The sequence below is a fragment of the Terribacillus aidingensis genome (assembly GCF_900215625.1).
GTDB classification, from domain to species: Bacteria; Bacillota; Bacilli; order Bacillales; family Amphibacillaceae; genus Terribacillus; species Terribacillus aidingensis.
In genome coordinates this window covers 309,898-323,879 of sequence record NZ_OBEK01000002.1, presented here as the reverse complement: position 1 = coordinate 323,879, position 13,982 = coordinate 309,898, and the positions used below count along the sequence as shown (strand labels likewise).

General features: G+C 39.6%; 3 protein-coding genes. All 3 read left to right on the top strand.

Translation table 11 applies throughout. The features are described from left to right. Nucleotides 1-7 precede the first annotated feature (7 nt). Genes CRO17_RS06895 through CRO17_RS06885 form a run of 3 tightly spaced genes read left to right on the top strand, consistent with a single transcriptional unit; the run spans nt 8 to nt 13,954 of the window. Nucleotides 8-5,239 carry a phage tail tape measure protein gene (locus CRO17_RS06895; RefSeq protein ID WP_143595996.1) on the top strand — a complete coding sequence of 1,744 codons (5,232 nt, stop codon included), beginning with the start codon at nt 8-10 and terminating at the stop codon, nt 5,237-5,239. Between the two features lie 40 nt (nt 5,240-5,279). After that, on the top strand, nt 5,280-6,047 hold the full coding sequence (locus CRO17_RS06890) for a phage tail domain-containing protein (protein ID WP_097040655.1): 768 nt from the start codon (nt 5,280-5,282) through the stop codon (nt 6,045-6,047). Nucleotides 6,048-6,061: 14 nt separating this feature from the next. Next, nucleotides 6,062-13,954: a DUF7359 domain-containing protein gene (locus tag CRO17_RS06885; RefSeq protein ID WP_425444426.1), complete on the top strand. Its 7,893-nt coding sequence runs from the start codon at nt 6,062-6,064 to the stop codon at nt 13,952-13,954. Nucleotides 13,955-13,982: the final 28 nt, after the last annotated feature.

The following is a 13,982-nucleotide window of genomic DNA, read 5'->3' as shown; positions in this document are numbered from 1 at the left end:
GAACAGTTTGAAAACAATACTCTCCCGTATCACAACTATGGGAGCAGCTGAAGAGCAGCTGACTTCATTAGGTATCGCTGTAAAAGATGTGACCGGCGATGTAAGACCTGTGTCTGACATACTTGATCAACTAGCATCTCAGTGGAACAGCTTAAGTTCAGAGCAGCAGCAGAATACAGCTGTAACGCTGGCTGGACGGGAGCATTTGTCGCGATTTCTTGCGCTCATGGAGGGATTTTCCACCGCGCAAGAAGCTTCTTCCGTTTCAATGGGTAGCTTCGGCAGCGCAGCTCGTGAGCAGGAGAAATACGCAGATTCATTGCAAGCAAGGCTAAACATACTACAGAATCGATGGACAGAACTTTCCCTAGTTCTTGGAGAGGCATTTTTATCTGACGGTATAATAGCATTCACTGAAATAGCAGGAGGTGCATTAGAAAAATTAGCCGGTTTCGCTGAAAATGTTGGTATGCTCCCTCCCCTCTTTGCTGCAGCATCCGTAGCTGTCTTTTTGTTAAGCAAAAACTTCCGCATTCTTTCCACGGCCATGATATTCGGTGCAGACTCTCTATCTGACGCTAATAGACAGTTTGCTAATATAGAAGCAGGTGCTTCTAGAGCAACAGTTGCTACAAATGTCTTTAAAACTGCAATGCGTGGTTTACTTGCTACAACTGGTGTCGGATTGGTTTTTGCTGGTATAGGCTTAGCAGTAGAAAAATTAACATCGGCATATGCTGATGCCCGAGCTAAGCAAGAAGAATTCACTAAGAACCAAGAAACCTCTCTTGAATCTCTCTCTTCTGATAAGGACAAGGTAGATGAACTTGTTGAATCCTACACTAAACTTTCCTCTATTGATCGAAACAACGAGCAAGAAGAAGAATATCTTCGAATTCAAAATGAGCTCGCTGCCCTCCTCCCTTCTGTAAAAGCTGGAGAAGATGAAAAAGGAAATGCGATACTCTATAACTCCGGCATCCTTGAGGAACGTATTAAGCTCCTCGAACGAGAAGCCGAGCTCGAAAAACAGAAGACTCTTCTACAAGCTCCAAACACCCTTTCTCAAAATGCGGATAGCATCAAAAAAGCTCGTGAGGAGCTAGAGAAACTACAAAAGGAACAAGAAAAAGAGCTTAATTATGCAAACTCTATGAACACAATAAACAAATCTGGAGATGTTACTCTAGGTGTTCAAGCAGAATCTGCACAAAAGAAAGCTGATGAATTAAGCGCAGATATCAGTGAAAAGTTTGATGAGATAAACAAGAAAACAGTCGAATCAACTGAGGCAATTGCTGCTGTAATTGGTGATATGAAAGGTCTTACTGCTGTTGATATCCAATGGATTAGTGACCAATCTATAGAAAAAGGTTACACAACAACTGAACAAATCAAAGAGCTGGCTAAACGTGTCTCTGCTCTTAAGAAAGATCTAGGTGATGGCTTTAACCTAGACGGTTTTAGTGTCGATCAGCTTGATGCTGTCGAGAAGATTGCAGATTCTGGTCAGAAAGTAAAAGAAGGCACTAACGCTTATAATGAACAAGTTGCCTCTCTTACTTCCTTAAAGGTTGGTCTTTCTGACGCAGAAACTGTTGTCGGTATTCTTAGTGGTTCCCTAGAGAAACAAACAATTGAATCCCAAGCAGCTGCACAGACCTATTCAGAAGAAGGCGACGCGATGGCCGAGGCCTTCGAGGGTTCTGCTGATGCAGTAGATTCAATGGACGAGGCCATACAGAATGCAAGAGGAAACTACCAAGCGTTATTAGACATAGCGCAAGAGTTAGTTGATACTCAGCAGCATCAGAAAGCTACTGAACTACTTCTAGGTGACGCTTATAATGCATTAACTGATGAAGTCTCCCCTCTTAATAACCTACTTAAAAAGTTAGCCGAAGGGAAACAGCTATCTGCAGCAGAAGCAGTTACGCTCATGCAAAATGAAGAAGATCTCGCAGGAGCTATCTCAATCCAAAACGGTGTAATCTCCGTTAACCAAGATGCTATCATTAAACTTAGAGATGCCAAAGTCAAATCTTACACTGACATGCAAAATGCTGTTCAACAAGATTTGATCAATCAAGCAAACGCCACAGTTAAGATCCTTAATAACTACGGCTTACAGATTGAGGCAATCAAATCCGTTGCGGATGCCAGAAAAGCCCTAACTGAAGCTGGCGACGAGATTGGTGACACTATCGCTTCAGGTGGAACCATGAATGGCCAAGACATGGCTAAAATTCAAGCTTTGTCGGAACAGCGTAATGAATTAGATGGTATTGTTGAGAATCTTGATGGCATCGAGAAAATGAAAAGTATGGTTGAAGCTTCATCTACAGCATTGAATGAAGTTGGTACGTCCAATGAGAAGTTATCTGAATCTAACGATAATGTTTCAGAATCCGAGAAGGATAAGCAAGAAGAAATTGAGTCATCCAAATATGTAGCTGAAAAATACAAGTTGGATTTAGAGAAGCTTAATCTAGAGATAGAAAAGCAAAACAACCTCCTCAATGACTATCCTGGTCACTCTAAAAAGTATCGTGACGCCGTTAAAAGCGAGATCAAGATGCTCAAAGAAAAAAAGCAAATCTTGCAAGAGCAATCCAAGTCTTTAGAGAGACAGATAAAATCTGGTTACATTGCTCCCACAGGTATTGTCACTACTACCTCAGGTGGATCAACCTCCTCTGGCTTAGGATACTCCCCTCTTTCCTCTAATGTCGGAGGTGGCAAATACGGCGACTACATTAACCAAGCTGCTCAAAAATATGGAGTCGATGCCAACCTAATCGCAGCAATAATTAAACAGGAGTCCAATTTCAACACTAACGCTCGATCTGGTGCTGGTGCAATGGGGCTTATGCAACTCATGCCAGGTACTGCGAGCGATTTGGGTGTAAAAAACGCTTATGACCCATACCAAAACATTATGGGTGGTACTAAGTACATAGCTCAGCAGCTTGAGAAATTCGGTGGGGATATACAGAAAGCACTTTACGCCTATAACGCTGGTGCTGGTAACGTTTCGAAGATACTGTCTTCTGCTCAGGGTCAATGGAAAGAACCTAAAAACTATGCTGATAGAGTTTTAGCAAACTACTCCAAGTATGCTGGGTCTGTTGTAACGCAGACAACAGACGCTGCAAAATCTGTAGCTGACTACTATAAAAACAATTTCCGTCAAACTTCTGATTACATGGAAAAGCGTGGGTCCACGAAGCATAAAGGAATTGACTTGGCCAATGGTAAACAAGGTGATCCGGTTAAGTCTCTGCAAAACGGTAAAGTCATTACAGCTGCTTATTCAAAATCAGCTGGATACTGGGTTGTTGTTCAACAAGATGACGGCACTGTTGCAAAGTATATGCACATGCAAAAAGGCTTGGATGTAAAAGCCGGTGATAGAGTTGCTGCAGGTCAACAGTTAGGTAAAGTTGGAAATACAGGTCAATCAACTGGTGCTCATCTTCATTTGCAAATTGAGGATCAGAGCGGAAATACGATTAATCCTAATACTTACCTTGATGCACTAACGGACTACTCTTCTACTGTCGCTCAGAATCAGCAGAATGTTGCAAATGCTCGTTCCGAAGTAGTGAATTTACAATCAGAAATCGCCGGCATTGATGAGCAGATAGAGCAGTTGAATTATGACATTGTAGAATCATACCTCGCAGGTTATGACAAGCGCATAGCTGACTTAGATGTTAATTTAGCAAAGTATGATACTGAATTACAAAAGTATGATGAAACCTCTGAAAAATGGCGAAGTATCACTTCTAAGCAATTAAACGACACCAAGAGGCAAAAAAGTATTCAAGAAGAGAAAATTCGTTTCATCCAGCGAGAAATTAAAACTAACAAAGCTTTAACAGCTGCTCAAAGAGTTCAGCTTTCTCAAGAGCTAAATAATGCTCAGATTACTCTAGAGGATTACAAGCAGCAGCTATTCCAAATTGAAGAATCTATAATGTCCTCAAAAGTAGAAGAAAAGCTCAAGAAAATTGCTGATGCCTATGAGAAGATTACTGACAAGTTTGAGAATCTAAGCGACAAAATATCAATGACCCCAGAAGAAAAAGATCAGGTCAAATACTACAGCGATCAATATAAAAACCTACAGCAACAGCAAAAAGCTGTGAAGGATTATATTAAACAGCTCAAAGAACAGCGTAAGACAGTTAAAGGCTTCCCTGACCTCTATGATCAAATAACTTCTGAAATTGAAAACTGGGAAGATAAGCAAAAAGATTTAACCCTTGAAGTTTATAACACTGGTCAGGCTATCTCCTCCATTTATCAGAACATGTCTGATGAAGTAGTTGACATTTATAAAGAAATGTACGAAAAGATGCGTGATATAGAGCTTAAGAATGCTGAGGACGCCACCAATAAGATTATAGATGAAATCGATTCTAAAGCTGATGATGAGCAATTTAACAAAGAACTGGAAAAGCGAAACAAAGAGCTACAGGAGCTCCAAGATAAGTACGGTAAACTCTCACTTGACGATTCAGAATGGGCTAAATCTCAGCGTGAAGACCTTAAGAAACAAATCGAAGAAGCCCAGGAGTCACTGGATGAGTTCCTACAAGATCGAGAAGATGAGAAGCGTAAGGAAGCATTAACCGATCAGTTAGAGAAGGATACAGAAGCTATAAATGATAAATATGATGACTTGATTAATGATGATAGATACTTTGATTCTATTGAACAAAAAATCATGAATGGTCAGATTAAAGACATTAATAAGCAACTATCTAGTTTTACAGACTTCATTAACAAGAATATGGAGGAAATCGGTAATAGTATTTCCAATAACCTTGTTGACCGGTTAAAAGAAGCATCTGACGCTTTAACTGTAATCGTTTCTGGAAATAAGACCGGTAAGAATGTATCTTCCTTCGATACAGGTGGATACACCGGCTCTTGGGGTTCGAGCACAGGCAAGCTAGCTATGCTGCACCAAAAAGAAATTGTATTGAATCAACATGATACCGCAAACGTGCTAGATATTGTTAAGGAAGCCCGGAGTATCTCTGATCAACAAGTGCAGAACGCAAAGATGCCTCTTCGTAAGGATGCTATTCAGAATGCGTCCACTCTTACGACAATGCCTATTCAGATAAGTATCGATAAACTTATGGGAGATGCTTCTGGAGCGAATGAGTTGTTCAACACATTTAATAATAAGTTAACTGGACGAGGTTTAATTCTTAGAACAACCTAAGGGGGGGCATAGCCCTCCTTCTTTATTTGGAGGTGAAAACTTGATAAAAGAATCTTTATTTTTTCTGTTCAACAATGAGAAGTCAAGTGATTACAACGTAATTAGTGTCAATCAAGGCAGTGACTTATACGAAGAGAGCTTTGCAGCAAATAGAACTATCAGAGAAACAAAAGTGAAGAACAATGATATACCCTACTTCGAAGGTTTAGATACTGAGCCTCTTTCCTTCCCACTAACTCTTTACGTCAACAAGAAATTTAACGAGTTCGATCTTAGTAACATTAAGAAATGGCTATACCTTGATAACTACGCTCCCCTTTCATTTGAAGCAGACATTGACAAGGTATTTTATGTATTATTCCATGACGTTTCAACCCTCAAGCACAACGCTAGAGGTGAAGGCTATATTACTGTTCAAGTAAGATGCGACTCACCTTTCTCTTACAGCCATATCATATCCTCCCCTATCTACAACACTGCCGACCCATTAATCAAAGTTCCGATTGAGATTGACAATAACGGTGAACTACCAATTATGCCAGTAATTCACATTGAGAAAACAGGAAATGGCAGCATTGAGATCGAGAACCTTTCAAGTTATGATTCCCCATTTAAAATTGAAGATTTGCAAGATGGTGAAAAGGTTACTATTGACTGTGCAAATGAGTTAATCGAAACAAGTTTACTGGGTATCTCACGCTACGATAGCTCGAACGAAGAGTACATAAAGCTGCCCGTTGGTATTAACCGATTAAATATTAAAGGCAGTTGTATCATTAGCTTTGAATATGAATTCAAATATTTCTAAAGGAGGCGTAAGTTATTTACACTATTGAAAAGAACTATGAGTTTAAAAGACCTAAGATTTCACTACATAAACCCTATCGACAAAAAATCGCTAATATAACTCATTTCAATGGGCTACAATTTACTCCTCGCTTTGGAAAGCTTAATGATCTGAGTTTCCAAGTTCCATTGTACATAGTAAGAAATCACAAACGTATTAAAAACCCTGTAATGAAAATGCTTAAAGAACGTTACGTAATTAAGTTTTCTTCATATTTTTTTGAGCCTGAGTGGTATGTCATTACTGGTATTAGTAAGTCTAATTCGACTGCAGATTCATATAGCGTTACTTGTAAATTAGCTCCTCATTCGCTAATTTGGAGGAAAATGAGAGTTTACGAAGTAACCTCATATTCTCTTAAGCAAGTAATGGAAGATATCCTTAAAGACACAGGGCTTACAATTGGCTATATTAACCCGGAGATTCAGCTTAAGGCTCGATCCTTTGATGTATCTGGAGTGACCCGCCTAGATTTGTTTTACACAGTATGTGAGACATTTAAGGTAATACCTCAATTCGATACGGCACTGAATAAAATTCATTTCTACAAAGAGGATGAGCTCTCTGAATACAAAGGTTTTATAAACCGTGACGGGAAGTATATGGATTCCATTACTGACCAGATAGATATAGATCAACTAGTTACGCGATTAATTGTAACCGGCAAAGACGGCCTTAGCATAAACGGTGTTAATCCAACTGGCCAATCCTACGTTGATGATTTCTCTTTCTACCTCTATCCTTTCCAAAGAGACGAGAATAGAAATGTAATTCAATCCAGCGAATACATGACCGATGACCTTGCGCATGCTATTTTGGATTACAATGAACTAGTCAACAAAACTAACACAGAGTACAAACAGTTTCTCGATAATCTAACTGCTAAACAAAAAGAACAGTTAGCTGCTGAAACAGAACTGTTCAATAAAAAGCTTGAAAAGGAAAAAGCTTTAGACTTCCTGGAAACAAGAAAAAGCATTCAGGGAGCAGATTTAACTGCTGCTAAGGCTGATGCCGATGCCAAAGTTAAAGCATATGATGATCAGAAGAAAAAAATCGATACTATCAAATCTGAAGTAACAGCAATTCAGGATAAAATCGGTATTTTAAAAGGAAAGCTAAAACTTGAAAACAACCTCTCCCCTGCTCTCCTGGCTGAGTTAGAACAAAACTTTATTCACGAAGAAGAATGGTCTAACGACAACATCTACGACGAGTCTGAGTTATATGATGCTGGTATAGAACAGTTGGCTGAAATGAATACTCCCCCAGTTAATGTGACTACTAACATAGTCAATTTCTTCGAAGTTTCAAGCGAGAAGAAAAACTGGAATCGTCTATCATTAGGCGACATTATACGCAACCATCACAGACAGCTAGACATTGACATTAAAGCTAAAGTTATTGAGATGACATTCGACTTTGATCAGCGTAATATCTCTATCACTCTTAGCAACCAAAAACGAGTTCAGTCTGACGCCGAAAAGGTAATTAGTGCATTATATGCAGTTGAAAAAGCAAAGACAGAATACAATGCGAAGAAAGCCAACTATGAGTATACTCACCAAAACTTCACTCTCCGTAATGACCGTATTAGCACAACTCCTGCCGATCCTACCCTACCGACTTCTCCTATTTCCCACACAGAGAACGATAACGGCTCTGTAGATTTAACTCTAAACTGGGACTTCCCTACAGATGAAAAAGACGAGCATAACATTGACGGTTTCCAGCTCTACCTTTACTCTAGCAACCTCTCCGATAAGTATGTTTTTGGCGCAACTAATGCTAAAGAAACGGAAATTAATGTTAATAATCCAGTAGCACGTTCTTACACGTTCTCCGGTATTCCGGCCAACCTCTACTACTCTATCGCTGTCCAGGCATACCGCCGTGTGGATACAGACGTTAATGTAAATGGCATTATCCTATCTGAAAAGATAAGTAATAAAGAACCTTATCGTCCTAAAGCATCTATTGAGATGAAAGGCAATGTTGCAGGTAAGCTAAATGATATTAACTTTAAATTTAGCGAAGAAGACCCTCCTGTAGATGGTGAGGCTAATGTAAAGATTACATCTGAAGGTGGATTCGAGGTTTATGACTTTGAACAGCAAAAATATATTTCAAAATATGACGTAGCTTCTGAAGAGATCAAAGATGACCTAGAGAATGTTAAGGATAACATTGATAAGATCAAAGATGAACTCCAAGTTATTACTGACGAAGACACACTCATCAGAGATAACTTAGAAGATTTTCAAATTGACACAGGCAAAAAGCTAGAAGAAATGCAAAATCTTCAAAAAGAACTAGAAGATAAAGCAACAGCTTTAGAAGAGAAAGCAGCAGGAATGGTTCAAGATATTGCAGACAAAGCTGACCTTGAATATGTCAATGGAGAGCTGATTGCTAAGGTTGACTTAACCCAGTATGAAGAAGAGTACAATACAATTCGTGATGACTTGCTTAAGAAAGTTGACATTGAGAAGTATCAGCAAGAGTATGACGCTATACTTGAATCGTTAATTGGAAAAGCAGATGATTCAACTGTTGACAGTAAATTAGCTGAGTTGAATAGAAATCTCCAAGCAAGCTTGCAAGAAGTCGAAACTGCTAAAGCAAACATCTCTACAGTTAGACAAGATGTAACCAATGCTCTGGCTGAAATAGAGGCCCACAAAGATGCTATCGCTGTGCATGGCGGCCAACTATCAACTATATCGACTGAATTAGACGAGGTGAAGGGCTCCTTTGCTGTACAAGCACAGACTTTAACGGATCTAGATGGCAAAATGAGCAAAGCTCGGGCAGACATTTCACTGAACTCTCAAGAAATAGCTTCTAGAGTTAAACAGCTGGATTTCGACAATCTTGGCGAAGAGGTTTCTTCTCAGGAAACTTTAATCCAGCAGCAGGCTACTTCTATCGGTCTTAAAGCTAACGCTACAGATGTGTATAAGAAAAATGAAGTAGACACTGCTTTAGGAAATAAAGTTGATGCTACATCTTACAACGAAAAAATGTCCAGCATTGATTTAACTGTAAATGGTATCAATCAAAAAGTAAGTAATCAAGAAACTGTATTAAACGAATTAGATGACACTGTTCTCTCCCACTCCACTAAGATTTCCGAGATTGATCAAAAAGCAGACAGCATCTCATTGAAAGTATCAGAAACTGAAGCTGACCTTGAAAATGTTAAAGACAGTGTTAGTACGGCAAACGCTGAGATTAAACTTAATAAAGAAGCTATTGCTCTGAAAGCCGAGAAGATTGAGATGGACGATCTCGGAGATCGGTTAGCGACTACTGAGAGTTCTCTTACTGTAATGAATGACGCTATTGCATCCAAAGTTGGACAAGAAGAGCTGAACACAGTTACAGGTAGATTAGCAACTGCAGAGTCTAATATCGAACAGACTAGTACTGCTATAAAATCAAAGGTCGAGCAAACAGATTTTGACTTGCTGAACGGAAAATTCACAAACCAAACTGCTCAAATTAACACTCTAGCCGATCAAATAAACCTTCAGGTAAGTGAGGAAGAATTCAACAATCTGTCTGACACTGTAGCAAGCCAAGGCACTCAAATTTTCCTTAATAAAGATGCTATTCAAGCGAAAGCTGACAAGACTACCTTAGACATAGTTACAGGTAGACTAGAAGTTGCCGAGTCTAATATGATTGCTAATTCGAATGCTATTGAGCAGCGTGTCACTAAAACAGAATTTGATAAACTAGAATTGGGTGGTCGTAACTATATTCTTGATTCTGAGAAGCTGTTGACTTGGGCAACTCCTAATCCAAATTACTTGCAAATAACTTACACTAGTGTACATCCAAATGCAGGCAAGTATTTATCCGAGGATAAGTATTACACACTTTCCCTTCAAGTTAAGGCGAACGAAACAATGAGACCTTTTCAGAATATAGTTGTTGGTAAAATAGGCACAGACAACTGGGCGCTACGCTTAAGTGAAACGAGCATGTCTAAAAAACCGCTTGCAGACGGATGGGTGCAATATTCCGGCTATTTTAGAGTCAAGGGCGATGGCAATGAACAATTACAATCATATGTAAAGATAATTGTGGAAGGTAATACGGGCAATGCAGAAGCCAAAAAAATACAGTTGGAAGATGGAACGAAAGTGAGTTCCTGGTCGGCTGCACCTGAAGACACTGGGAAAGATATTTCTAACCTCGATAATAGAATGACCAAAGCAGAAACCTCCATTACACAAACAGCCAACGATATCACTTTTAAAGCTGATAAATCCACCACTTATACTAAGTCTGAAGTTGAGGGTAAATTATACGAAGTTAACCTAAAAATTTCTGATGCAAATACCCTAATTACACAAAACACAGAGGCTATAAAGCTTAAAGCTAGTTCTTCAGATGTTTATACTCGCACACAGGCAGATAATTTACTAGGCGGCAAAGCTGGTAAAGGAGAATTTGATGCTTTAGTTACTAAAGTTAACCTAAATTCTTCAGAACTTGCAGTTCAGTCTGATGCAATTAATGCGAGGGTTACGCGAGACGAGTATGAGAATCTTGAGTTTGGCGCGACCAACCTAATGGATGGGTCAGGAAATTTCGTTGACAGTTTTGCTTCTTTTATGTCAAACGGAGCAACGCTCAGTACAGATAAAGCTGCTACTTACAGAAGCTTTAATACTATTAAGGTTGTAGGTAATGGTGGACTTAAAACAGTAAATTGGATTGAGTTAGAGCCGAATACAACGTATACGTATAGCATTACCGCAAAAGCAGACAAAGCTATAGCAGGCAATAAAGGGACTCCGCTTCATATGTGGCTTAGCTCCACAAAGGCTTCTGGTGAGCACAAGGAAATAATTATTAGCCATAACTCAACTATTGGAACAACATTTGGCAAGTCTTGGATAACTTTCAAGACTCCTAATGACAATCAGAGATATTACTGGCAAGGGTTCGTATATAACATTGGTACTGCTATCGTAAATGTAGCAAACTTTCAACTAGAAAAAGGCAATAAGGCAAGTGACTGGAGGCTTAGTGCTTCTGACCAAACTGCCTATGTTGACTCCTCCCTTTCCCCTGTTAAGGAACGCGTATCTCAATCTGAAGCATCTTTAAAAATTCAGGCGGATCGCATAGAGCAACTGGTCACTAAGACAGAATCAAATGCTGGTCGCATTTCTCAAGCTGAGACTCGTATCTCACAGACTGAGAGCGACATTGAGCTCCGCGCAACAAAAACTGAGGTGGCTAATAAGGTTGATCAAGGTACATATAGCAAGTTTGTGACTGATACTAACGCAAGTTTAAAAGTTGCAAACGATGCTATCGCCACTAAGGTTAGCTCCTCCCAGTTAACGACAGGGATTAATGAAGCCATTAATCAGATTAAAATAGGTTCTAGGAACTTGCTTGTTGACACAGATTTCAGCATAGGTGGAAATATCGGAAAATGGAAGCGATGGAGTACAAATACCAATTCTGATGGCATAGCTTCATCAGTTACATTTACAACAGGAGAAACTAAAAGATTTATGAGAATCGAATCTATAAGGGGTGCAACTCAAGGTACTACATTTGGAGTGCAATCACCGGATAGATTCAATGTCGTGGCTGGACAAGAGTATGTACTAAGCTTCCTTGTTGCTGTTCATCCTAATGCCGAAAATACCATGAATTACACCTACTTAATGTATGACGATGCTAGCAACCAAGGTATTTCCACAAATAAAAGAGTGTCAGAACATAAGGTGTACGGTAGATTTTTAGGAAACTATGACTTATATGTCTATGAATATGTTATTAAATTCACGGCTCGAACATCTTCAGATTCTGCTTATATTCTATTGGGAGACAGGGTAGCGAGTGACTTGTCCTCAAGTTCATACGGCTTAATCTTTGTCTCTGATATCCAACTTGAGAAAGGTAATGTGCCAACGGACTATTCACCTTCGCCTGAAGATATAAAACGTCGTATCTCTCAGGCTGAATCTTCTATAGCTCAACAAGCTAGTGAGATAAAGCTAAAAGTTTCCCAATCAGAGCTAAATGCTGTGACAAACCGCCTCTCAACTGCAGAATCCTCCATAACACAACAAGCCAATCAGATTAATCTTAGGGTTGAAAAGAACAATGTCTTATCTGCGATCAAACTAACTCCTGAGAAAATCAAAATTAGCACGGATCGATTGCTTATCGGTGACTTTGCCAACTATGCAAGCTGGGAAAATAAAGGTGATCAAAATACCAGCCCATGGGGAGCAGATGCAATTGTAGATACCTCTACATATAAATCTTCTAATTCGTCCTTTAGAATACCCCCTGGTAAGGTGGGGATAGGATTAAAGAGAGACATTCCGGTTCAAGGCGGAGATAAGATATATTACTCCTTCTGGATTAAGACCGACTCTAACTGGAACGGCAAAGCAGACAACTCAAAACTTCGCTTCGGAAATCAAAACGGCGCACTCCTGGCTGCTTACAACTACCAAGGAGTAAAACCAAACTGGACTTTCATTGAGGGTGTATACACTGTCCCTTCAACGGGCGTTTCTCTGCTGCAGATTTCAATTGGTAATGACGGTACTACGGGTAACATATGGCTAGACGATATTACTCTAACCAAACAGATGTCTGCTGTGAAAATTGAAGATGGAGCTATTAAGGCTAAACACCTTAGCGTTGAAGGAATTGATGCTAAGTACATTACAAGTGGAACACTAGATGCTGGAAGAATTACAGTTCAGGGCGGTAGCGGTAATGAGTATGCCAAGATAGACGGAGCACTTCTTTCAACACGTGGTCAATACTCTCGTACTTGGTTCGGTCAAACCGAAAGCTTGGATAGTGAAATTACTGTTGGTGGTGGTATGGTTCGTATCACAAAGGTCAATGATTCTCGAGGCAGAAGAAACCTGTACTTCACAAATAACGGTATTTCAACCACAGCTGTTGGTGCTGATGGTGATGAAGGAACTGGTTCCGGCGTAGTTGAGTTTTTCTCTCATATGTTCGACACCGAACGACGAGGGCTTACACTATACTCTAACTTAGGAACAATTGGCTTGAAGACAGACAGTAGAGATATTGTTATGGATGCAGCCAGAGATACAATCATCATGGCAAGTACAGGCCGTGTAATCCTTAGACCAAAAGATGACAACCGTGTTGGTAACAACCATTTCTCTTTCACAGTCAAGCAAAATAGTAGTTCATCTGACACTGATGGAGTCCTACAGTATGGCTCTCCTCTCACTAACTTTGGATCCTCTCTCCGCTTCGGGAAATCTTCAGTCAATCCTACAGTGTGGGTCACTAACGGAAACGGAGATTATAATACAGGGGATCTAGTAGCAAGAGATGTTACAGCAACGCGTGACCTTATTGGAAACATTCGATCTTCTTCAAGCAACATCTATATGATGGGCGATGGTGAAGTTCGTGTCGTAGATAGTAAGGGATACAATGGCGGTAACATGACTTATCGACCTGTTAGAGCAGGTTCCTTCCCTACTGGATCCTCTATTAAATTCAAATCAAATTTAGAAAAATTCGAGACCCACGCTTCAGAATTAGTCTCTAGTCAACAAGTTTGGACATATCATCTACAAAGCAACTTAGACAAACTAATTTTTGATAAGCCAAAGGTTGGTTTCATAAATGAGATGGTTAACCCGTTAATGAGAGATGAAGATGGTGTTGACCCATATTCAATTGTATCTATACTTTGGAAATCACAGCAGGAGCAAATAGAAGCAGTGAAAAATCTTTTGCAGGATTACGAAGCTCTTTCCCTTGCCCTCAATGCTGAAATCTCTAGAAATAACAAATTAGAGAGCCGGCTAAATTTAGCTCAATTATAGATTTGCATGGAGAGAAGTTAATAGCTTC